This is a genomic window from Anaerospora hongkongensis, assembly GCF_004339805.1.
Classification (GTDB): domain Bacteria; phylum Bacillota; class Negativicutes; order Sporomusales; family DSM-15969; genus Anaerospora; species Anaerospora hongkongensis.
In genome coordinates this window covers 16,405-40,396 of record NZ_SLUI01000019.1, presented here as the reverse complement: position 1 = coordinate 40,396, position 23,992 = coordinate 16,405, and the positions used below count along the sequence as shown (strand labels likewise).

20 protein-coding genes are annotated in these 23,992 nt (G+C 48.1%); all 20 read left to right on the top strand.

All coding sequences use genetic code 11. The features are described 5' to 3' along the window. Nucleotides 1-3: 3 nt before the first annotated feature. On the top strand, nucleotides 4-765 hold the full coding sequence (locus EV210_RS20445; RefSeq protein WP_132083216.1) for an ABC transporter ATP-binding protein: 762 nt from the start codon (nucleotides 4-6) through the stop codon (nucleotides 763-765). Then, nucleotides 762-2,039: an MlaD family protein gene (locus EV210_RS20440; RefSeq protein WP_132083215.1), complete on the top strand. Its 1,278-nt coding sequence runs from the start codon at nucleotides 762-764 to the stop codon at nucleotides 2,037-2,039. The genes EV210_RS20445 and EV210_RS20440 overlap by 4 nt, the downstream gene beginning before the upstream one ends. A gap of 78 nt (nucleotides 2,040-2,117) precedes the next feature. Beyond that, nucleotides 2,118-3,413: a TolC family protein gene (locus tag EV210_RS20435; protein WP_132083214.1), complete on the top strand. Its 1,296-nt coding sequence runs from the start codon at nucleotides 2,118-2,120 to the stop codon at nucleotides 3,411-3,413. 205 nt (nucleotides 3,414-3,618) lie between these two features. Then, entirely contained in the window at nucleotides 3,619-7,914 is a 4,296-nt protein-coding gene (locus tag EV210_RS20430; RefSeq protein ID WP_132083213.1) for a translocation/assembly module TamB domain-containing protein, read from the top strand. A 14-nt stretch (nucleotides 7,915-7,928) separates the two neighbouring features. Beyond that, nucleotides 7,929-8,567 (top strand): sigma-70 family RNA polymerase sigma factor, encoded by a 639-nt coding sequence (locus tag EV210_RS20425; RefSeq protein ID WP_132083212.1) that lies wholly within the window; start codon nucleotides 7,929-7,931, stop codon nucleotides 8,565-8,567. A 140-nt stretch (nucleotides 8,568-8,707) separates the two neighbouring features. Then, complete coding sequence (locus tag EV210_RS20420; RefSeq protein ID WP_132083211.1) at nucleotides 8,708-9,274, top strand: hypothetical protein; 567 nt, start codon at nucleotides 8,708-8,710, stop codon at nucleotides 9,272-9,274. Between the two features lie 19 nt (nucleotides 9,275-9,293). Then, on the top strand, nucleotides 9,294-11,012 hold the full coding sequence (locus tag EV210_RS20415) for a BamA/OMP85 family outer membrane protein (protein ID WP_132083210.1): 1,719 nt from the start codon (nucleotides 9,294-9,296) through the stop codon (nucleotides 11,010-11,012). A 78-nt stretch (nucleotides 11,013-11,090) separates the two neighbouring features. Beyond that, nucleotides 11,091-12,389, top strand: coding sequence for a hypothetical protein (locus EV210_RS20410; RefSeq protein WP_243650653.1), 1,299 nt, complete (start codon nucleotides 11,091-11,093; stop codon nucleotides 12,387-12,389). A gap of 75 nt (nucleotides 12,390-12,464) precedes the next feature. Further along, on the top strand, nucleotides 12,465-12,932 hold the full coding sequence (locus EV210_RS20405) for an OmpH/Skp family outer membrane protein (RefSeq protein WP_132083209.1): 468 nt from the start codon (nucleotides 12,465-12,467) through the stop codon (nucleotides 12,930-12,932). A gap of 73 nt (nucleotides 12,933-13,005) precedes the next feature. Beyond that, nucleotides 13,006-13,953, top strand: coding sequence for a molecular chaperone Skp (locus EV210_RS20400; RefSeq protein ID WP_132083208.1), 948 nt, complete (start codon nucleotides 13,006-13,008; stop codon nucleotides 13,951-13,953). Between the two features lie 89 nt (nucleotides 13,954-14,042). Next, the gene (locus EV210_RS20395; protein ID WP_243650652.1) at nucleotides 14,043-14,474 is read left to right on the top strand and encodes an OmpH/Skp family outer membrane protein; all 432 of its coding nucleotides are present in this window, start codon (nucleotides 14,043-14,045) and stop codon (nucleotides 14,472-14,474) included. 108 nt (nucleotides 14,475-14,582) lie between these two features. Next, nucleotides 14,583-15,608: a UDP-3-O-(3-hydroxymyristoyl)glucosamine N-acyltransferase gene (lpxD, locus tag EV210_RS20390; RefSeq protein WP_132083207.1), complete on the top strand. Its 1,026-nt coding sequence runs from the start codon at nucleotides 14,583-14,585 to the stop codon at nucleotides 15,606-15,608. Nucleotides 15,609-15,733: 125 nt separating this feature from the next. Further along, the gene (locus tag EV210_RS20385; protein WP_243650651.1) at nucleotides 15,734-16,363 is read left to right on the top strand and encodes a YjbH domain-containing protein; all 630 of its coding nucleotides are present in this window, start codon (nucleotides 15,734-15,736) and stop codon (nucleotides 16,361-16,363) included. Nucleotides 16,364-16,392: 29 nt separating this feature from the next. Further along, nucleotides 16,393-17,259, top strand: a complete 867-nt coding sequence (locus tag EV210_RS20380; RefSeq protein WP_132083205.1) for a lysophospholipid acyltransferase family protein — start codon at nucleotides 16,393-16,395, stop codon at nucleotides 17,257-17,259. A gap of 194 nt (nucleotides 17,260-17,453) precedes the next feature. Next, nucleotides 17,454-19,781 carry an ABC transporter permease family protein gene (locus tag EV210_RS20375; RefSeq protein WP_132083267.1) on the top strand — a complete coding sequence of 776 codons (2,328 nt, stop codon included), beginning with the start codon at nucleotides 17,454-17,456 and terminating at the stop codon, nucleotides 19,779-19,781. A gap of 97 nt (nucleotides 19,782-19,878) precedes the next feature. Continuing rightward, nucleotides 19,879-20,652: an amino acid ABC transporter ATP-binding protein gene (locus EV210_RS20370; RefSeq protein WP_132083204.1), complete on the top strand. Its 774-nt coding sequence runs from the start codon at nucleotides 19,879-19,881 to the stop codon at nucleotides 20,650-20,652. A gap of 123 nt (nucleotides 20,653-20,775) precedes the next feature. Next, nucleotides 20,776-21,600, top strand: a complete 825-nt coding sequence (gene lpxC / locus EV210_RS20365; RefSeq protein ID WP_132083203.1) for a UDP-3-O-acyl-N-acetylglucosamine deacetylase — start codon at nucleotides 20,776-20,778, stop codon at nucleotides 21,598-21,600. 20 nt (nucleotides 21,601-21,620) lie between these two features. Beyond that, nucleotides 21,621-22,061: a 3-hydroxyacyl-ACP dehydratase FabZ gene (gene fabZ, locus EV210_RS20360; protein WP_207900795.1), complete on the top strand. Its 441-nt coding sequence runs from the start codon at nucleotides 21,621-21,623 to the stop codon at nucleotides 22,059-22,061. Nucleotides 22,062-22,292: 231 nt separating this feature from the next. Continuing rightward, nucleotides 22,293-23,114, top strand: a complete 822-nt coding sequence (lpxA, locus tag EV210_RS20355; protein WP_132083202.1) for an acyl-ACP--UDP-N-acetylglucosamine O-acyltransferase — start codon at nucleotides 22,293-22,295, stop codon at nucleotides 23,112-23,114. Between the two features lie 61 nt (nucleotides 23,115-23,175). Then, complete coding sequence (locus tag EV210_RS20350; RefSeq protein ID WP_132083201.1) at nucleotides 23,176-23,985, top strand: LpxI family protein; 810 nt, start codon at nucleotides 23,176-23,178, stop codon at nucleotides 23,983-23,985. The last annotated feature ends 7 nt before the right edge of the window (nucleotides 23,986-23,992 follow it).

Below are 23,992 nucleotides of genomic sequence, written 5' to 3'. Positions count from 1 at the left end.
AGCATGATTAAACTAGTTAATATTCATATGAACTTTGGCGGCAAGCAGGTCTTGAACAATGTGAATCTGGAAATTGCCGAAAAAGAGACAATGGTTATTATTGGGCCAAGCGGTTCCGGTAAGAGTACCCTGCTGCGCCTGATTATTGGCTTGCTGCGTCCTACCAGCGGTCAGGTCTGGATTAATGACCAGCAAGTCACTGCTATGTCAGAAGACGAGTTAAATGAACTGCGGCGCCATATGGGCATGGTTTTTCAATATTCGGCGCTTTTTGACTCCATGACGGTAGGCGAAAACGTGGCTTTTGGGCTAAGACAGCATACCGATATGTCAGAAGAAGAGATTGCTTCGGTAGTAAAGCGCAAATTGCGCATGGTAGGGCTATGGGGGCAGGAGAACGTTATGCCGAATGAACTGTCAGGGGGCATGAAAAAAAGAGTCAGTCTGGCCCGGGCTATTGCCCTCAATCCCAAAATAGTCTTGTATGATGAACCGACTGCCGGACTTGATCCGGTAAAATCCAGCGCCATTGACCGACTGATCAGCAGTACAAAGCGAATGCTCGGCGTAACCTCTGTTGTGGTCACGCATGATATGAACTCGGCTTTTACCGTGGCAGACCGGCTGGCCATGATTTATGACGGACAGATCATTGAAATGGGAACACCGGAAGAATTTAAGCGGTCAGCTAATCCGAAAGTGCAGCAATTTATTCATGGCTGGAAATCGCCGGGTTTACCGGCTAAAAGGAGGCAAAAAGCATGAATGTAACAACAGAAGCAAAAGTCGGCGCGGTAACGCTAATTGCCCTCCTGCTGCTGGGCTTTATGGTGGTGCATATTGGCGGTTTTAGTTTTGGAGACAAAGGATATCCTGTTCAGGCAGTTTTCAGCCAGGTAGGCGGTTTAAAAGAAGGCAATGTTGTCCGTTATGCCGGGGTGGATGTGGGCAGGGTGCAGCAAGTGCACGTTATTCCTGAGGGAGTTAAGGTTCTGCTGCTCATTAATCCTGATACAAAAATTCCGGAGGGATCCCATTTTACTATTGGCACAGACGGACTGTTAGGGGAAAAGTTTATTAATATTACACCGCCGGCTAAGAGTTCCGGTTTCCTTGAGCCTAATACGCTGGTGCGGGGAGAAGAGCCACAGGGCCTTGACACACTCATTTCGAATGCTGACAAGGTATTAGCGGATATACAAAAGCTCGTTCAGTCGCTGAACGAGGTAATTGGGGACGAAAAAGTAAAGACCGCTCTCAAAGAAACAATGCTCAATTCGCGGGAGATTACGGCCAACTTGAACCGCTTAAGTGCCTCGCTGGCCCGGATGGCAGAGTCAAATGAACAGGATACTCATACAATGATTACAAATCTGGCAGCTATGTCTGAGTCGCTGCGTGACGTCGCCGGCAGAGTGGACAACATGCTGACCAATCTTGATAATAATGGCCAGACTGCTGCCGATGTGCGGGAAATGATCAGCAATTTGAAAACAACCAGCAGCCGTGTTGAAAAAATGGCTGCTGCCTTGGAAGGTGTCGTGACTGACCCGGAAAGCAGCCGCAATATTAAGGATACGTTAAAAAATGCCCGGGAAGCATCGGAAAAGGCCAACAAAATGCTCAATTCGGTAAGCAATATTGAAACGGAAGTCAATGCTGAATTGCTTTATAATACGGATAGCGGCAATTACCAGAGCAATGCCGCCGTGAAGATCAGTACGTCACCAAAAGAGTTTGCTGTGGTTGGGGTAACCCATATTGGCGAAAACGAGAAGCTCAATTTGCAGATGGGCAAGAAGAATGGTTCTTTTGCCAGCCGGGCCGGAATTATGGAAGGCAAAGCCGGGATTGGCTTTGATGCTAACACGGATGGTCCGTTGAAGTTGTCGGTTGATGTGTATGATCCCAACGATGTTCGCTACAAGCTGCGATCTGAGTTTCAACTGGCGCCGGATGTCTATTTGGTCGGTCAGCGCACAAAACCTGACAGTGCAGGAGAGTCGGGAAGCTATGTGGGGATTCGGCATACTTTTTGATTGACACTGAAAAATGATTGGACATATAATGGAAATAGACTGCTGACTAATTAGTCATTTTGTAGGAGGAATAGTTACATGATCAGACAGAGACATTGGAAGAAGCGCCTAACAGCAGCATTAGCTGGCGGCGTTCTGATACTTAGCACAGCAGCTGCGTGGGCTGCTCCGGTTGAGCTCACATTGGATGAGGCCGTAAATTTGGCATTGCAGAATAATTCGGCGATAAAAATATCTCAATCGGAACGGGAAGAGGCCAGCTGGGCAGTAAATGAAGCGAAAACTGCTAAAAAACCAACGATAAACTATAACTTCACCGGTAGCTATACTGATTCTGACGTTACTAAAGCAACCGGAAATAAAGAAAACTATGACAACAAAATAGCACTTACTCTGCCGCTCTACACCGGCGGAAAAGCGGAGGGCTCAATCGAGTCTGCTAAATTAGGCTTAAAATCAGCTGATCACGGTATAGAGAAAGCTAAACAGCAAATCAAGCTGGATGCTACTACCGGTTATTTCAGCATTTTGCAATCAGCTAACTTAGTCAAAGTAGCGCAGGAGTCGGTTGACGGCCTGGCAGCACATTTAAAAAATGTCCAAGCTCAATATGCCGTGGGTACAGTAGCCAAATCGGACGTACTGCGTTCGGAAGTGGAATTGGCTGATGCCGAGCAAAAATTAATCAGTGCCCGCAATACGCTTGAACTGGCGATTGCAAGTCTAAACAATGTTATCGGGTTGCCGCTTGACAGCCAGATCAATCCCAAACAGGCTGCACTTACGTATGTGGCGTATAATGTAACACTGGACGGCAGTATTAATTATGCGCTGACTAACCGCCCTGAGATTGCCCAGGCTGATGCCGGTGTGGCAGTGGCTAAGCAGCAGATTAAAATTGCCGGTGCCGACAAAAAACCAACAATTGCTTTGAATGGCTATACCGACTGGAATGATACTGATATGCCAGGAACAGACAATGACAATTGGGGAGCAAGTATTACGGCCAGTTATAAACTATTTGACTCTGGCTTGGCAAAATCGAAAATAAAACAGGCCGATGCAGGGCTAAGTAAGTCCGAAGAACAAGCCCGCCAGTCCCGTGACAGTGTGCAGCTTGAAGTGCGCCAGGCTTACCTCAACATGAAGGAAGCTGAGAAGCGTATTGAGACAAGTAAAGTGGCGGTCGATAAAGCAGAAGAGGACTTTAAGATTGCTCAGGTCCGCTACAGTGCCGGTGTTGGTACCAATCTGGATGTAATTGATGCTCAGCTGGCGCTTACGCAAGCTAAAACAAATCATATTCAAGCTCTTTATGACTATAATACCAGCAAAGCAAAACTGGATAAGGCTATGGGAATACCTGTAAAATAAGGAGGCAGCCGGAGAAGTCCGGCTGTTTTTTTATTGGAATTGGTTTTGAATTTTGCTTGTTAAAACCCAGGAAATTCCGTATAAGCCAAGTTTTACCGGACAAAATAGTAACTAAAAGTAGCAGAGCGAGTTTCCAAAATAAGGGACAAGGACATCGCTGTCCAGCGTCGAATCTATTACAATATCTTTGTGTAGGAGGCGGAACATGCGTTATAAGGCTTGGCTGCTGCTGCTTGCAATCATGGTGACTATCGGCGCTGCTTACTGGACCAGCCAAAGCGAAACGGTTCTTGGCAGGGCACAGAATGCAATCACTGATGAAATAAATAAGACGCTGAACGGACAAATAACGTTTGACCGCCTGGAAATTACTTCTTTTCGCTCAGCTGTGCTGTATGATGTCGTTCTTCAGGACAGCCAGAGCCAGGTCGTTGCTTCAACAGAAAAACTGACAGTCCAGTTTGACTTGTGGGCTGCACTGCAAGGCCAGGTGGCACTGTCCGCAGTCAAAGAAGTCGAGCTGGCTAATCCCAGCCTATTTCTTTCCCGCCAGAGCAATGGGCTCTGGAACGTGGAACAACTGTTGAAAAATCAAACCAATCAGGAAATGTCTTTTGCTGGCTTGGTAAAATGGACGGGCGGCCAGGTGCAGCTTGTCAATGACGGTGTAACGTATCAAATTACCGACGCAGAAGGAACGGTCAGTTTTGTACATAAACCGGCTATTGCTTTTTCTGTTACCGGTAAGTATCTGGGAGAAACACTTTCAGCCGAAGGATCGATAAAAAATAAGGACGATCTGTTTGCTCAGTTCAAAACCAGCCGGCTCGATTTAGCTGCACTTAAACCGCTGGTGCCGGCGGATTATTCGCTTGTTATTCATAGTGGACAGCTTGAAAACATAACGGCAACCATTCGCCAGGATCAAGGCGTACTGACCTATGCCGGGGAATTCGAGGTTCATCAGGCAGCCGCTGTCGTTCAAGATTTTACCGTACAAAATGGCGAGGCCCGTTTAACCTTTACGCACCAGAATCTATATCTTTACCAGGCTTCTGCCGACGTTAACGGGCAGCCGGTTCAGCTTCATGGCCGGGTAACATTGGATACGTCTGAGCCGGTACTGGATCTTGTTGTGCAGTCGTCGGGACTGGAACCGGCAGCCCTTCAAGAGTCGCTGCCGGTTAAGGGGAAGGTTGCCGTTAAGGCTGCAGTACGCGGTTTGGCAGCGAATCCTGAAGTGCAGGGTGAAGTAGCTATGGCCCAAGGAACAATTGCCGGTATCGACGTCGAAGAGGCGCAAGGCAGTGTTCATTTAGTTAATGGTTTGCTCACCTTACAACAGGCTGCCGGGAAAACGCTTGGCGGCACGGTTAGTCTTACTGGACAGCTGGATATTGCTACCCAGCGGTACCAGGGGCGGGTAAGAGGCAGCAATATTGACGGCTCCCTGGTGCCGGGAATTCCGGCTCAGGCGGCAGGACGTGCCGATTTTGACGTAGCACTGGCAGGTGAAGATTTTACCCGTCCGGCAATGAACGGAACGATTACCGTTAAGCAGGGACGCTGGAATGAATTAGTTATCGATGAGGCGGCCGCCAGCTTCAACTGGTCAGGTGATGTGGCAATCGTCGATTATTTGAATATAACTGCCGGCGGCGGCAAAGTAACTGCCCAGGGAAGAATGCAGGGGGACGCAATAGAGTTCACCCTGCTGGGGCAATCCATTCCACTTAGCCTTGTTGGGGCCCAAGCAGCAGCGGATATATCCGGCGTAGTCGATTTTACCGGAACCGCCGGCGGCAGTCTCAGCAATCCGGTACTGACGGTTGATTTTAAGGCCAGAGACGGGCAAGTGCTGCAACAGCCTTTTGCATCGGCAGCCGGTACGCTGCAACTGACGAAAGATCTGCTGACTATTCGGCAAGTCACGGCTGTCAACCAAAGCACTGTGCACACGGTGAATGGCACCATTGGGCTAAGTGGCGGCAATCCGCTGAATCTGGCGATTGTTACGAAAGGTGCCAGAGCGGAAACCTTGATTAATTTGATCGTACCGGGTGAACAGTTAACAGGCAATGTGGATAATGAAGTCATGCTTACTGGATCGCTTGCGGACTGGAATGCGCAAGGCCATTTTAAACTATATGACGGCAGCTTCCGCGGACAGCTTATTTCCAGTATTGAAGGCCGCTACCAGCGGCATCAGGGTGTTACGACACTGGAAGATGTTGTGCTTCAATCGCTGAATACTCAGGTTCGTCTGGCAGGTACAATCTCTGCCGGTCAACAGTTGGATTTTGATGTGGAAGCAAAAGACATTCAACTGGAGAAACTGAGTCATACAGCTGGTTATCCCATGTCCGGACAGGCCAGCTTTGTAGGTCATTTGGGGGGGGCAGTTGCCGAGCCCGCATTCGAGGGGCAGCTTACCGCAGACCGACTGGTTTTGAACGGACAGGCTATTACCGGTATTAACGGCAAAGTCTATTCCGATGGAAACCGGATTCATATTACGCATTTCGGCTTTAAGCAAAATGAGGCTGCCTTTGCTTTTACCGGTGGAATGGTACTGGCAGATGAGACGATTTATGGCACCGTGACGGTGGATAATGGTCAGTTAGGCAGTTTGCTGACCATGCTGAATTCACCAGTGAAAGAAATCGACGGCAAATTAAATGGCCGCATTGAAATTGGCGGCACGCTCAGCAAGCCGGATATTGCCGTGCAAGGCAATTTGCTGGCAGGTAAGGTGAAAAATTACCCGCTTGATACGATTGAGATGGATATTGCGTTGAAGGACGAGATCGTCACCGTTAATACCTTCTTTGCCAAGCAGGGCAACGGGGTGCTGGTAATCCGCGGCACAGCTAATCTCAATGGCCCGGTTAACCTGGAAGTAGGCGGCCGGGATATTGATGCCGGACTGTTGACAGCGTGGCTGGATTCGACTGTTCCGACAAGCGGGAAGCTAACCTTTAGTGCGGAAGTAACCGGACAAACCAAGGATCCTCAGATCGCCCTATCACTGCAAATCAATGATGGCAAAGTGGCAAATGCCGGTTTTGATGAACTGTATGGGCTGTTCACAGTAAATAAAGGCAGTATTCATGTGAATCAGGTCATGTTGTTAAAAGGTCCTTATAAGGCCAGTGCCTATGGAATGGTGCCGCTTGCGGCTCTCAATAAAGCGGGCCGGGCTAAAGCTTCGGCAATTGATCAAATGGATCTTACGGTTACACTGGATAAAGCAAATTTAAGCATTTTGCCAATGGTGACCAATGAAGTATCCTGGGCGTCAGGAGAAACAAAAGGACAGCTGAAAATCGGCGGAACTTTATTCGAGCCAACGGTTACCGGACAATTTTTAGTTCAGGATGGCACGATCAAGTTTAAGTCGCTCGGTCAGCCCATCCAAAAAGTGGCGGTTGATATTCAGTTTGAAGGTGATACAATGAATATTAAAACCTTCAAAGGATCAATGGGGGGAGGAACCTACGATCTTTCCGGGCAAGTCGGCTGGCAGGGAATGAATTTAGCAGATTATAATGTTGTTCTGATGCTTGACCGCCTGGGTGTGGAACATAAATATTTCACAGGCCCTCTGCAAGGAAAACTCCAATTGACTACCGGCAGAAGAGGGCGTCCGTTGATCGCCGGCAACCTGCTGTTTGAAAATGCGACAATTGATATACCGCTTATTCCGGAAATGGAAGCTACTGATCTGAATGTGGCGCTCGATCTCGAGGTTGTTGCGGGAAAACGCGTTCGGTTGTATAATAGTTATTTGTATGACATCATCGCTGAAGGCAAGGTGAAGTTTGGCGGGACGACTCAGCGTCCGTCAACCTCCGGACGGTTCAGTGCCGTTAGGGGAACAGTGAGCTATCTGCGCACCTCCTTCAAGGTTAAAGATGCTGTTGCTGATTTTACGCAGGTAGGCTCCTTTATGCCAGTCCTGCACCTGAACGCTTCAACACGGCTGGAGCAAACGACAATTAATCTGGCTATTTCCGGACCGGTGCAGGAAATGGAAATGAAATTGACTGCCGAACCGCAGATGAGCCAGCAGGAAATTTTATCTCTCTTGACGCTGAGAAGCCACTATTTTGATAATAAAAACGGCAGTGATGGCCGGGACAGCGGCTTAGGGCGCGATGAAATCGTCGGGCTGCTTGACGCCGGGCTGCAGATGCGCTTTATTTCTGAGATGGAAGGGGCTTTCCGCAAAGCCTTTGGTGTTGATGAATTCCGCGTTGTCCGGGGGACTCTTGCTGTTGATGACAATGAAAAAGACCATTCCATTGACCGGGAAGTATATAACCTGGAAGTAGGTAAGTATATTACCGACAGGCTGATGCTCAGTTATACGATGGGCGTTGATCATGATGAACGAAGCATGGGCTTCCGCTATGATCTTAACCGTCGCTTCAGTATTACTGCTTCCCGTGACAACAAAGACCGTAACTTATTTGGCTTAGAAGCGCGATTTACCTTCTAGAGAGGTGAGAGGTAATGCTGTTTGAACATTATGTTGCTGAATTAAAAAAAGTAAAGCTGTTAACTCCTGAGGAGGAGCAGAACCTTTGGCAGGGTTACAAAACAGACGGTGATTTGACTTGCCGGAGTCAGCTGATTGAGCATTACCAGCCTCTGGTTTTTAAAATGGTGATGCGGTGGCGCAGCAACCAGACTGTGATGATGGATCTGGTACAGGAAGGGACAGTCGGTCTGATTGAGGCTGTAGAAAACTACCAGCCTGACCGGGGCGTGGCCTTCAGCTTGTTTGCCACTCACCGCATCCGGGGCCGTATTTTAAACTACCTGGAACGGGAAGGCAAGCTGAACTGGGTTTATATGGACAGTCCGGTTGATACAGAGCAGTCTACCCTGGGGGAGACGCTGGTAGATACGGCCGCCGCTGTGTCCGATCAGGCCGAGCACAACTATGTGCTGGAGCAATTGCGTTCTGCGATGGGGCGTTTGCCTGAAAGGGAGCAGGTTGTGTTGAGTGGTGTTTATTTAGATGATCAGGAACCGAAAGAACTGGCTGATCAACTCAATTTAAGCCTGTCTCATATCTACCGGCTGCAGAAGCAGGGTATACGCCGTGTGCGCGGGATGCTTTCCCGCATGATGCAGGAGTTTAAGTAAGAAAAGAAGTCGAATCCTGGAGATTGCAGGACCTATTTAACTATATTCGTCAAATTCGCCGTATTTTCACTGAACAGGCGTGACCATAATCTGGACTCTTCCCAGGATTATAGTATTGTGGTTATAATAGGGGTGGTGAAATGGCAGATTCCAAAAACCATATCTCCCGGCATCTTCAGTCAGCAAAAGCATGGCTGGACCGGGCAGAGGACTCGTTTGACAAGGATTCCGATGTACGGGGTGAACTTAACCTGCTGCTGGCTCAGGCCGAATTGCAGCGGGTGCGTGAAGTGAACCGTTCCGGACGCTGGCGCTGGAAATATCCGGTGCTTAAGCAAGGTCTGGCGGTTTCTTTGGCCGTTCTCCTTGCCGCAGGCGGCTTTTATTGGTGGGATAAGCAGAGTGTTTCTGTAGAGCCTGTTCCGATGGCTGCCGGCGAACGTATCGTAACGATAGAAAAGCCGACGGCACTGGAAGCAGGACGAGCTTTATCACCGGCTACGGCCATACCCTTGGTTCCCGTTACTGCCGCTCCGGCTAAGCCTGGTCAAGAAACTGAGGCAGCAGAGCGCAGTAGGACATCCGTAACTGTAACTACGAACAGGCCCGTATCAACTCCACCCAGTCAGACTAAAGAAGTCCGGCTGGCTCCGGACGAAATGCAGCAGCTGATCAGAGCGGCAGGCAAGTCCTTGCGTGGCCAGTAAATGAAATAGGAGGTAGTCCATGAGTACTAAGAAACGCTATAGACAATTGCTGCTGGCGGCTATTTTGGGTCTATCGGTTAGTTTGACCGGTTTTGCTCCCGCTTCTGCCGCGGATATTGCCGGTAAAACAGTAACGGCTGTAAAAATTACCGGGATGTCGACAGTAGGTGAAAATGCCGTACTTGCAGCTGTGAAGACAAAAGTAGGTGACAAAGCAGATCCTGAGACAGTGAAGCAGGATTTGCAGGCTATCTATGAGCTGGGATATTTTTTCGATGTTGTAGCCAACTTCACCGAAGTCCCTGAAGGGATTCAAGTCGTATATACCGTTATGGAGAATCCTCAGTTAAATGAGATTGTCATTAAAGGCAATACCAAGGTTTCTACTGATAAAATTAAAGAATTACTGACAATTAAGCCGGGAACGGTGTTGAATGCGAAAACCCTGAATGATAACATGCGGGCCGTTGAGCAGTACTACCATGACCAAGGCTTTATTCTGGCCAAGGTCAATGATGTTGCCATGGGCACCGGCGGCGTATTGACGATCAGTGTCAATGAGGGTGTACTGGAAGGCATTACTGTCAAAGGCAATGACAAAACGAAAACGAATGTCATTACCCGTGAAATTAAGCTAAAAACAGGTGAATCCTTCAATGTTAAGGATGCCCGTCGCAGTATGCAAAAAGTGTACAACCTTGGCTACTTTGAAGATGTCAATATGAAGCTGAATCCTGGCAAAGAACCGAATGCCGTTGTGCTGGAAACCAGTGTGGTCGAGCAGAAAACAGGAACATTCTCGATCGGTGCCGGTTACTCGAAAGCCGACGGTATGGTAGGGATCATCGAGTTAGGGGATAACAACTTCCGTGGTACCGGTGACAAAGTAAAAGTTCACTGGGAATTCGGCGGCAACGGTGGCAACAAGAACTATGAGTTTGGCTATACAAAACCGTGGCTGGACGATAAACAGACTTCTCTCGGTTTTAGTTTCTATGATATGACCAATGAATACAGTGATTATAAAAAAGGCAAACTGTACTCCAGCTACGACAAAGAGCGCAAAGGCTGGGACATCACGCTGGGACGTCCTAGTGGTGAATATATTCAAAACTATATTGCCTTTAAAAACCGTAGAGATACCTGGAAAGAGCAGGTTGACGGTGTCGAATACGATGACGACTATAAGGATGAAAACTTTGGTCTGACCCGTAGTGTTACTCTTACCCGTGTATTTGACTCGCGTGACAATGTCTTTAATGCTACCGAAGGCAGACGCTATTCCTTATCGGCTGAGTTTGCCGGGAAGGCTTTTGGCGGTGATTTTGATTATAACAAATATACTGCTGAAGCACGCCAATACCTGAAAGTGGGTAAGGAGCAGGTAGTTGCGCTTCGCCTGACTGCCGGTTATGCTGATGGTCATATGCCGGAATCAGGTCAGTTTGCTGTTGGTGGTGCCGATACGCTGCGCGGTTATGAAGACGATGAATTTAAAGGCGATAAAATGCTGGCAGCTACGGCCGAATACCGTTTCCCGGTAGCTAAGAAAGTACAGGGCGTTGTCTTTACCGATATCGGTAAGGCTTGGGAAGGTGAAGGCTACAAATTGAATGATCTGGAAGCCAGCGCCGGTGTGGGCCTGCGCATTACGACGCCAATCGGCCCGATCCGTCTTGATTATGCTCAGGGCAGTGAAGGCGGTAAAACGCACTTCAGCTTTGGCGGACAATTCTAAACCCTTCACAGCCAAGAGTCAGGTAGCAGTACCTGGCTCTTAGCTGCAATAGCTGGGGCACTACTTTCCCGGAGGGAGGTGCATACCATAAAACGCCCATCTATGCTAATACCTGTTATATTGGCTGCTTTTATCCTAGTGGTGCCATTGGGGGCTTTTGCTCATGCGGCAGCCGCTACGGTAGAAACGGTTGCTGTTTCCATATCGTCACCGGAAGGAAAGCCGCCGGCCCGGATTGCCAAACGAATGGAAGCCAGTGTGGCTACCGTGGGCAATCATGTTTTTACCGGCCGCAGTATTGCCGAAATCACTGCAGGAAAAAGCGACTATGAACGCATTGTCAGTGACGTGATTGGCAGAGTCCTGGTAGGATATTCGGTAGAGTCAGTACAAATTACCCCTGGCCGTAATACGCAGATTGCCGTTACGATTTCTCCCTGGGGGGATGTAGTGCGCGACGTGCGGCTGGAAGTCGATTTTGGCAGCCTGTCACCGGAAGTAGCCGGTCTGATTACCAAGGATATGGGCGACCTGGAAGAGCTACTTGCCGGAGTTTTGGTCGGATTGCCGATTGATTCGCTGGACTGGGCAGGTGGTGTTTCCAAAACGGTGATCCGCGAGTTGCTTACGGCGCAATTGCCGGAGTTCCGCTCCAACTTTGATATTGTATCAGGCACCCATACTATCGTAAAATTATCGCTGGCACCACAGGGGCCGGTTGTCCAGGATACACGGGTTTCACTGCGTTCCCGGACGATACCGAATGTACTGCTCTGGAAAGCAAAACCGGCAGTAGAAAAGGCTGCTAAAATGATGAATGGTTTGCCGGTGGCTTTTGTGGAAAGGCACCAGGAGTATTTTAATAATCGTCTGGCCGAAGTGGTGAAAGACCATCCGGTAGCTAAGGAGTATGGCTTAACGCTTTTGCCTGAAGTGATTGCCGGTCAGCAGACCCAGATTCAGCTTAAGGCGGAAACGTCTAAATATCGTCTTACGCTGGAAGGCTATGTGGATATGGGACGCGAGGAAGATAATACGGCAATTAAACTGCATGCCGGTAAATTTATCAATTCGGCTGATGAATTATTCACCGAGGTGGAATTCATTCCGTCTTCTGTTTCCTGGAAGTTCTATCCCGGCTGGAGCCACAAGCTGGGGACAACCACTTACGCCGGCGTGAAATATGATATATCTGATAAGGATAATATCCTATGGCTCAATCAGAATTTCGGTTCTGACTGGTCACTAAGGCTGGAGCATGCCTCCTCTACGGAAGGCGATGAAATTGGCCTTCGCTATAAGATTCACGACTTTCTAAGTGCTGAATATGTGGTCGGTGAGCATGAAAATTGGCTCCGACTGATCGGTCATTTATAGTCTTGAATAAGCAAAAGGTCCCTGTTATAATGAAATAGGACAAAATTGCCAAGTGCAGAAAGAAGGGAATTCTTCATGTTCAAAGACAAACGGAAAGTAAAGGTTATAGCTTTGGCTATTGCTGCAATGTTCATATTAGGCGTAGCAAGCATTGCGCTCACCCAAACAGGCGTAACGCATACGGCAAGTGCAGCTCCCTCGTCTAATATCGGTATTGTCAATTATCAAACTCTGTTAAGTGATGACAATCCGGAAGTAAAAAAAGTAAATGAAACCATGCAGGCCGAATACCAAGCCCTCAAGCAGGATTTTGATACGAAAACTGCTAGCATGAATGACAAAGAAAAGCAGGACTATGCCAATCAGCTGCAACAGCGCTTGATGCTGAAAGAACAAGAGCTGAAAGGCGCGCTTATGGATAAAGTCACTGCAGCCGTTAAATCGGTTGCCGAAGCCAAAGGTCTGTCGGTTGTCCTGGAAAAAGGCAATGTTGTCTATGGTGGTACCGATATTACCGATGAAGTAAGCAAAAAGCTGAAATAGTGCCAGTACGATATGCAGGGCCGGGCGGTAGCGATGCTGTCTCGGCCCTTCTACTAGAAAAGAGGTGGTTTTGGTGATAATCAATCGTGCCAAGATCGTGTTCCTCTCAGCCCTGCTGACAGTAACGCTGCTGGCAGCAGGTTGTGGAACAAAATCAACTCCTGAAACAAAAACGGCGCCAGCACCGCAAGTAGGTATTCTGAATGTGGATAAAGCAGTTCAGGCTCATCCGAAATATGCGGATTATCAGCGCCTGCAAAAAGAATATAACACGCTGACAGCTCAGGCTGCAGTGGAAAAACAAGCGGCCGCACAGGGACAGGCTGCCGACAATGCAATGCCTGAGGGTGCTTTACAGGGCCTTAACGAGCAGCTGGGACAGGAGTTTAACAGCAAAGTTGCTGCGAAACAGCAGGAAATCAGTGTCCGCCTAAATCAGAAAGCGGACCAGGTACGCCGTGATTTGTCAGCGCAATTTAACGCTTATACCAAGGAAATTGACGAAACTTACCAATCTCAGATTTTTAGTCTCCAATTGAAGCTAAAAACCGTACAGCTCAGCAAAGAAGAAATGGAAGCGTTGCAAAAGCAGCTGGAGCAGCTGCAGGGTGAGCGTTCGGCGAAGCTGTCGGCCAAAGAAAAAGAGTTATCAGGTCAGTTGGAGTCGCTTATGGCTCCGGAGAAAGCAGCGGCTGAAAAAGAACTTTCCGCTTATGCAAATGAACTGCATGCAGCCCTGCAGCAGCAGGCGGATGCCAAAGGAGCTGAAATTGCTGCCCGTATGCAGCAAGTCGCGTCACTGCAGACGCCTACTGCCCAGGGCAGGACGGAAAGTGAGCAGAAGGCAGCGCTGAAAAGTCAGGAAATGAAAGTGCTGCAGGATTTTATTATCAAGGATATACAGGATAAAACCGCCAAAATAGCTGCTGAACGAGGCTTGGAAGCTGTTTTGGGCACGTATAAAGTGAACATTTCTGCTGTTGATATTACCGATGCAGTTATTGCTGAGCTTAAGAAATAATTTGGGCTGGTATAATTGGCCTGGATTGTTGAGAAAGCTATGAAAAAGGCCTCAATTAGGCAATAATGTACGATTGGGAGGATTCTAAAATGTTGATGCAAAAAAGAGTAAAGTTAATGGTGCTGACTGTAGTGATCATTGCAGCAGCAGCGCTGTTAGGCGGTTGTTCCGGTTCCGGACAAAATACGGTTGGTGTATTGGATGTCAACAAAGTAATGTCTGACAGCCCGAAAGTAAAACAATTTCAGGATCAGCTGAATACCCGTGGCAAGGAATTAAGCGACCAGTTGGAAAAGGATAAGCCCAATATTAGTGCAGAAGAGTATCAAAAGCGCCAGGAAGCGGCGTATGCTGAATTCCTCAAAACCAAGCAGGATCTGGAAGGTCAGATTGACAGCACCATTAAACAGGCTTTGGAGCAAGTAGCTCAGGAAAAGAAAATGGGCGTTGTTCTGTATAAAAATGGTGTCGCCCAAGGCGGCACTGACATAACAGAAGATGTACTAAAGAAAATGCAGTAATTGCTATAGCAAACCGTACTGAAAAATGAGATTGCCACAAAATAGGTGTGGTGATCTCATCTTTTCGTCCAGCTTTCCCATTATAAAAATTATATAGGAGTGTTTCTCTTGAAGCTAACCTTACAAGAAATTGCCGATTTAGTGCAAGGTATACCTGCAGGCGATGCCTCGATTGTTATTAGCGGCGTTACGAATATTGCCGAGGCTGGTTCCGGGGATATTACTTTTGCCGTTCCGCCTCATTTGGATAAAGCAGTATCATCGGCAGCTGCGGCTGTTATTATTCCGGCAACAGTAACGAATTTTGCTAAACCCGCTATCCGGGTTGCGAATCCCCGCTTGGCTTTTACTACCCTTCTTTCGGTGTTTACACCGCCTGTAGCAGTCGCAAGGGGGGTTCACCCTACTGCAGTGCTGGGTAAAAACGTCACACTTGGAGAAAACGTTGCAATTTTACCGTTTGTTGTGATTGCTGACAACGTAACCATTGGCAATAATTCCGTTATTTATTCGCATACTTATATTGGTGCTGATGCACAAATCGGCAGTGACTGCCTGGTGTATCCAGGAGTTTCGATCAGAGAAAACTGCCAGCTTGGCAGCCGTGTCATCGTCCACAGCAATGCCGTTATTGGCAGTGATGGCTTTGGCTTTGTGACTGTCAACGGTAAACATACCAAAGTCCCTCAGGTGGGCAATGTTGTTATTGAAGATGATGTGGAAATCGGGGCCTGTTCAACAATTGACCGGGCAACAACCGGCAGTACCTTGGTGAAAAAAGGAACGAAAATTGATAATCTTGTCCATTTGGCGCATAATGTAAGTGTCGGGGAAAACTGTTTTTTTGTTGCTCAGACCGGCATTGCCGGCAGTACCCGCATTGGCAATAATGTTACATTTGCCGGCCAATCAGGCTGCGCAGGACATATTACAATCGGCGATTATTCCGTTTTCGCCGCCCGCAGTGCTCCAATCAGTGATATACCGGAAAAAGTCTTTTATGCCGGATTCCCGGCTCGTCCCCATCGCGAGTGGCTGCGTACCGAAGCAGCTGCCGGTAAAGTGCCGGATTTATTAAAAAAGGTACGTGATCTGGAGCTCCGACTGGCCGCGCTGGAGAAACAGGAGAAATAGGCCAAAGGATTGTCATTACAGATATTACTAGCTTGTTTTCGGCAGGATTCGACAGACGGGCAGAGAATATGATAGATAGGTATGCTGATTTTGCTATACAATTTTGTTATGAGGAGGAACTAGATGTGCTTAGAAAAACAATAACTGCTGCAATTTGTGCCTTTGCGCTGAGTGGTGTTACTGCCTTTGCCGCACCTTCCATTAATGGCTCAACAGGCTTAATTAATAACCCTACGGCTGATGTACTGCAGGATGGGGAATTCAGCATTGGTTATTATAATTTAAAAGACGGCGGAGTGGGTGTGTTCAATCTTAATTTAGCCCGCAACTTGGAAGTAGGGGTGGCTGGCTTCCGCTACGATAATCACGATAATGATACCCTGTTAAATGCAAAATTTGCGCTAGTGCCGGAAACGGTATTAAGTCCCGGCTTGTCAGTCGGTATTGAAGATATTGGCGATAAACATGGCCGTACCAGCTATGCCGCTGCCAGCAAGGCGCTGCCTTTCGGCTTCCGGATACATGCCGGAGTCGGCAATGGCCGTTATGACGGCTTCTTTGGCGCAATTGAAAAGACAATTAATCCTGTCAGTATCATTACAGGCAATAATGCTTTTCCGGCAACGACATTAATTGCCGAATATGACGGCGACCGGATGAATTACGGAGCGCGCATGTCGATTGTGCCTGGGTTGAAACTGGATGCCGGCTGGCGTCATAGCGACTTTTATGTAGGTTTGAGCTTTACGCATTGATATAGCTTTGCTGAAATGGGGACGCTGCTATGTATTTTACGATTAAAGCATTAAGTAAAGTCATTTGTCTGCTGCCTGCTGCACTGCGCAGTCTTGCTGCCAGTGCAATCGGGCGGATTTGCTGGCTGGCAGTGCCAGAGCGGCGCAAGCAAATGGCTGTTAGCAATGTCATACAAAGCGGACTTGCCGCTGATGAACATGCGGCTGCGGCTATAGTGCAGGAAAGTGTCTATCGCTTTGGTCCGATGATGACCGAAGTACTCTGTTTTCCTGCGTTGACCAGAGCGAAAGTCAAAAGCATGGTTAACGTTGAGGGAGCGGAACACTTAGCGGCAGCTTTAGCTCATGGCAAAGGTGCCGTACTGGCTACTGCACATAGCGGCAATTGGGAACTGCTGGGGGCGGCGCTGGCTTTGTACGACTTTCCTTTAGTCGCAGTGGTTCAGAAACAGACAAGTGCCGGAGCCGATCAATTCATCAATGAATATCGTACAATGGCCGGCATGCATGTAACCTATAAATCGAGTGTTCTGGAAATGGCACGTTTACTGGCTGAAGGCAAAATAATCGGCCTGTTAATGGATCAGGATGCTCATGCCGATGGCTTGCCGGTTCCTTTTTTTGGCCGGGTGGCCTCTACTCCCCAGGGACCGGCGGCATTGGCCAGAATGAAGGGGGCGCCAATTGTACCGGCCTTTATTACCCGTAAAGCTGACGGAACTCATACTGTCATCATTCATCCGCCGCTGTGGACCACCAAAAGCAGTAATCGTGCGCAGGATTTACTCGCGGTTACTACAAAGCTGAATGCCATTATTGAAAGCCACGTACGTGCTTATCCCAGTGAATGGTTCTGGCTGCACAATCGCTGGAAAACAAAATATCAACAAATGTAATAAAGACCACGCACTGTTTCGGCAGCGCGTGGCTTTTTCTATAAAGAAGCAAAGGGACGGTTCGTCTGCTTCAAAGTAATAAATAAGGTTGTTTTAGTATATACAAAATTCGATATTTCGTATATACATATGGACATGAAAGTGATAGATGTGATATAATGCAGTGTACGAAATGAGGTGATAGTGTGGCGTTTATGAAAAATCTGGTCAAAAACTCCTTCACACGAGACTTAGCAGTGTTATTGCTGATAAGTATTTTTGTCGGCTCAGTTTTGGCAAGCACGCTGTCACTGGCGGCTAACTCCTATTTTTCCGGTGCACTGTCAAGCCTTGTCGGAGAATATGGAGAATATGATTTAATTATCCAGGTCCGGGAAGAAATGAAGGATGATGCAACAACTCAGATTAATAAAATTATCAGTGAGGTTTTTCCCGGCGCTAAGTTTAAGGAAGGTCCTACGGTAACGGGGAAAACAAATTTGTTTATTGCCTTGCCAGAGGAATTTAAAACGAAAAAAATATATGAAGAGCTGGGCAAAACGTTTGGCAGTATTCCGGGAGGCGGCAGTGTTGGTGTGATGACAGAGCCGCGGCTGACCATCCGGGGAGTGCCGGAAGGCGCAAAAGACACTGTAATCGAACGGATTGAGCAAATGGAAGGTGTTCGCTTTGTTTTCCGTGACGGTGCTTCCATCGGCGTGGTGCTATTGACGTTGGATAAGGCGCCTGCGGTTAATACGGAAATAAAGGCTGTATTAAATCAGTATCAGGTGATTGAGATTACATTTCCCGTTGGCAGTGAACCGGCTAATCCCATTCGCCTTGGTGAGACGATTGCCACTGATATGAAAAATGAATTAAAGCTGGAATATGCCAGCAACGTTTCTGTTGACAGCAAAAATGACGATATGGCTTATATGGTCAGCACAATGCTGGAGTTGAAGCGGTTTTTGCTGGCCTATGCTTCGCAAATTACCATTACGCCAGCGCCAGGTGTACGCTTGGCGCAAGGCGATGTTGTGATATTCCAGGGAACAGCGGATGCTGCTCCGGCAACAGGCAGTGCGGTGCAAAAAAACAATGTAGTGGTTCAAGTGACAGGTATTCGGGCTGACGGAACGGCTGAAGGAACTGTGACCCAGGGCGATGCCAGCCAGATGGCTAATCTTCAGGGGTATAAGCTTGATAAAGAAGTGGTGACCGCGCTGGCCGGTACTGCGGCCTACACCAATCCCCGTCAGCAATTAAGCGGTGCGCTTACCGAGACAACCAAGCTGGTAACGCAAATACCGGCTTTTGCCCAGGACGCCCAGAATATGAGTTCCATCACGCTTTCGGCTTTAAATAACTACAGCAGTACCGTTACTGCCATGGAGCAGACACTAGGCAGTCTTTCGGTGGCAGGAGCTACCATTCAGGCTGCCACGGGAGCACTCGCTAACCTGGATACAAGAGGAATACAAACGCAGCTCGACACCTCCAGCAGAGCGATGGGCTCCATGATCAACAGCCTGCAGGTAGTCAGGCTGATTAGCCCTGATGTTAATAACAGCATTGCAGGTCTTTCGGCTACGCAGCAAAATCTTGATAATTTAAAAAGCGGCCTTGGGGCACTTGATAATGTGGCTGCCCAAGGCAGGCAGGCCCGCTCGGCCATTGATAATATTGTTACTAATGGGCAGAGCACGCTGAACAATTTAAAAGCCTTTGATGCAGCCGGTGCCCGGACGAACTTGACCAATATCAGCGGACGGCTGACCGAAGTGCAAAAACTGGATGTGCCGCTGATTACGGCGCAGCTGCAATATCTTGCTGCCTCTGTTCCCAATCTAAAAGACGAAGATATCAGTCATTCGGTAGCACTGCTTGACCGGTTTATTGCCGGACAAGTCATTCCTGGTGCCCGGATACAGATCCTTACAACCAATAATATTAGTACCGAGGCAGTGACACCGATTGTTCAGCGCGATGCCGGTCACAATAATGCCTCTCTTTACTCCACCTCATTGGGAGTTATTGAACCCAATACACGGGCTGAAGTCATGCAGATTCTCAGTCAGGTTAAGGCGATACTGGCCGGTATGACTGCGATCATTGCCACCGTTCTCTTCCTGGTACTTGACCATACTGCTATTATGACCGTTATCCGCAGCAAGCGTCTGGCCGTCAAACTGCCCGCCAAAGGCTGGCGAAAGCTGTGGGCCCGTTTTACCCTTACCTTTACCGCACCGGAACGGCGTTACGGCATGTTCATGGGAGCGGTGATGCTTACAGCCATGTTTGTCTTATCAGGTGGTGGCATTCCTTATCTGCCCTGGATCGGTGTTCCGGTAATTGGTGCGCTGCTGGGGTTGATTGTCGCCAATAATACAGAAAAAATCAGTCCTGTTTCTACTGAAGAAGTAGTAGCCGGAGAGGCATTGGGCTTATCGTTTGATGAAATTATGCGGGAAATTGTCATTCCCGGAGGACGTCCCGGCCTGATGCAGAAGCTGAATAACCGCAAGCTAAAATTTCGCTGACACATTCTCGTGAATTTATGTCACGGGGACGGTTCTGTTGACACGCTTAAGTGCCAACAGAACCGTCCCCGTGACAAGCTAGAAAGGAGCCGGGACGATGCTGAAGATTGATAACTTGTATAAAGAATTTGGCAAATTAATTGCTGTTAACGGGGTCAGCCTTACTGTCGATAAGGGAGAGACGGTAGTTCTTATGGGACCGTCAGGCTGCGGAAAATCCACTACTATTCGCTCCATTAACCGCTTAATTGAGCCGGAGAAGGGTTCAGTTCTATTTGATGGCATTGACATTCTCTGCCTAACTGGTGATGAGCTGCGGGATATCCGGAAAAGAATAGGTTTTGTTTTTCAGCATTTTAACCTGATCGGCCGGCTGACAGCCTTGGATAACGTTATGCTGGGGTTAGTTATGGGCGGGATGGATAAAGAAACAGCCCGCAGTAAGGCGATGGATGCGATGCGGAAGGTTGGACTGGAGAACCATGCTGACCACAAGCCCAGTGAAATGTCAGGCGGCCAGCAGCAGCGGGTGGGAATAGCCCGGGCCCTGGCCTTTGAACCGGAATTGATGTTATGGGATGAACCGACAGCTTCCCTTGATCCTATTTTAGTACGGGAAGTATTAGTGGTTATGGAAGAACTGGCAAAATACCGTGCAAGTTCTATGATTGTGGTTACGCATGAATTACCCTTTGCCCTGCATGTAGCTGACCGGATTATCCTGATGGACAAAGGGAGCATTGTGGAAGAAGGAATGCCTTCAGAGGTATTCGTTAATCCCATGTCCAGGATTGGTCAGCAGTATAAAGAGTTGATTGAATATCAAATGAATACAGGAGCTCAGACTTTGGCAGGCAAACGTCTTGGATAAACAGCTGATTTTCAGCATATTGCACGAAAAGTCTGCACTTTTTCCCTTCTGTGATACGATTATGCTTGCAGGAACAGGTATTTTTTTGTAGAATAGATGAGAGTTATCGCAAGGAGGAACCTCATGACAGAGTACCAGACAACCGTGGCCGCCACGGTAACATACACCGGTATCGGACTTCATTCCGGCCAAGATGTCACCATCACCTTGAAGGCAGCACCTGTCAATACAGGTATTGTATTTGCCAGAGTTGATTTACCCGGAGCGCCGCGCGTCGCAGCTACAGCCTGTAATGTAACGAATGCTATGCGGGCTACCACATTGGAAGCAGGGGCAGCCAAGGTATTTACTGTAGAGCATCTTCTGGCCGCTTTTTATGCAATGAAACTAGATAACTGCCTGGTCGAGATTACTGCTGTCGAACCGCCGGTAGCGGATGGGAGTTCCCTGCCGTTCATTCGCCTGATTCAAGAGGCTGGTACAGTGGAGCAAGCTGCCGAGCGCAGACAATATGCCGTTACCAAAGAAATGACAATCCGTCAGGATGATAAATTTATCACCATTTTGCCTTACGATGGTTTTCGGATTACCTTTACTTCGATTAACCCCCATCCCCAGTTAGGTGTACAATTCGGTGATTATGAAATTACACCGGAAACTTTTATCCATGAATTGGCACCGGCACGGACAATCGGGTTTATGCATGAAGTGGAGGCGCTGCAGGCCCAGGGGCTGGCTTTGGGTGGCAGCCTGGAAAATGCAGTGGTATATGATCACGAGAAAGCTTTGACACCGCTGCGCTTCCCAGACGAACTGGTGCGGCATAAGATATTAGATATTGTTGGTGATCTGGCCCTTGCCGGAAGAGTGAGCGGTCACGTAATTGCCGTTAAATCCAGCCATGCGCTTAATACGGCACTGGCTAAAGAAATACTTGCAAGCATATAGTTGAGGAGGAGAATGCATCCATGGTGTTATCAGTAACTGAAATACAACAAATCATTGCCCATCGCTATCCAATGTTGTTGGTAGATCGAATTATTGAGCTAGAGCCATTAAAAAGAGCAGTAGGCATAAAAAATGTAACAATTAATGAGAACTTTTTCTTAGGCCATTTTCCGAGTGAGCCGGTTATGCCCGGTGTATTGCTGATTGAAGCAATGGCCCAGGTTGGTGGGATTGCGCTGCTGTACCCCAAAGAATACCGTGGCAAATTAGCGGTTTTTGCTGGCATTGACCGCGTTAAATTTCGTCGTCCTGTTGTACCTGGTGATCAGCTTCGTCTGGTCGGCGAGATTATTAAACTACGCGGTTCCATGGGGAAAGTATGGGGCGAAGCCTATGTTGATGATCAACTGGTAGCCGAAGGAGAATTTCTTTTTGCCCTATTGCCACAAAAAGAGGCGTAAATAGGCCATTACCCGGTAATAAATAAAGATAATGACGAAATAAACGAAAAATCAGTCGAATTTAGCAAAAAAAAAGCCGCGAATATTCGACTGAACAGTCGGATTATATAAAAAGAATCGATGAAGACCACGATAAATCCGATTTTGGCAGCCTGACAGCTTGGTGACAAGACTGGTAAGCAGCTGTCCCCACAGATAAATTTAGCTGTAGTAGCAAGGAGTGAAATTCCCATGAAACCAGAAGCGGTTGTAATATCAATTCGTAAAATACACGAAACAGCCGTCATCCATCCCGCTGCCCGTCTGGGTAAGGATGTGGAGATTGGCCCATATGCCGTAATTGGCGAAAACGTCCTTATTGGAGACGGTACCAAGATTGGTGCTCATGTCGTCGTTGACGGCTGGACAAGTATTGGCAAGAATTGTGTGATATACCCTAGCGCCTCTATAGGGGCTGAGCCGCAGGATTTAAAATTCCGTGGTGAAAAAAGCTATGTCTTTATTGGTGACAATACCAAGATTCGCGAATTTGCCACCGTTAACCGGGCAACCGGTGAGGGGGAAGAAACGCGGATTGGTTCCAATTGCCTGCTGATGGCTTACACGCACGTAGCTCATAACTGTATCGTTGGCAATCATGTGGTTATGTCCAATGCAGCAACGCTTGCCGGTCATGTTATTGTAGAAGACCGTGCTGTTATTGGCGGCTTAGCCGGTGTTCACCAGTTTGTTAAGATTGGCCGTAATGCCATGATTGGCGGAGCCTCGAAAGTAGTGCAGGATGTTCCACCCTTTGTTATTGTTGATGGTCATCCGGCAAAAGTTGCCGGTTTGAACAACGTTGGCTTATCCCGCTCAGGCTTAAGCGAACAAACTCGCCGTAATCTCAAAAAAGCGTACAAGATTTTGTATCGTTCCGGTCTCAATTTAGCACAGGCGATTGCCGTAATGGAGCAGGAACTGGAATCCTGCGAAGAAGTTGAACATTTGCTGCGTTTCCTGCGTAATGCTGAACGGGGCATCTGCCGCAGCCGTAAAGACAGCGCAGACTAAAATACGTGTGTTTTAAGTAAAATAAGGCAGAATCGGGTATTCTAAAATATAGGTGATTCAGATGCAAAAAATTGGTTTGTTAGCCGGCGTTGGCAGGTTACCGGTGGAATTTGCCCGTGCCGCTCGCGGCATGGGCTTTGCCGTGACTGTTATTGCTGTTGTCCCGGGAGTAGAATCAGATCTGGCCGATGCTGCAGATACGCTGCACGTAATCAGTGCAGGAGAATTAAACAAAATTATAACTACCTTACAGCAGGCTGAGGTAACCCAAGTGACCATGATCGGCAAGGTAACGAAAGAATTGTTATTTGCCGGTGCGGTAGCTTTAGATGATCGCATGAAACAGCTGCTAATGCAGCTGCCTGATCAAAGTGATGATACGATTATGCTGGCTATCGTTCGCGAGCTAGCTGCCGCTGGGATAGGCGTACTCGATCAGACTGCGTTTATCCGTCAATTAATGCCTGCGCCGGGAGTTCTCAGCAAACGTCAGCCGACGACTGCAGAAACAGCGGATATGCAATTTGGCTTTGCCATGGCGAAAGCAATCGGCGGGCTGGATATTGGTCAGACGGTGGTTGTTAAGAATAAGGCTGTAATGGCAGTTGAAGCAATAGAGGGTACTGATGCCTGTATCCTAAGGGGTGGTCAGCTTGGACGGGGCAGTGTTACCGTGGCGAAAGTTGCCAAACCTGATCAGGATTTGCGGTTTGACGTACCTGCAGTAGGGATAGATACTATTAAGGCAATGATTGAGGCAGATGCAACTGCACTGGTCATTGAAGCTGGTAAGACCCTGCTGGTTGACCGGCATAATGTGCTTGCGTTAGCCGATAATAATAATATAACGATTGTAGCCATGGTAGAATAGAGAAAGG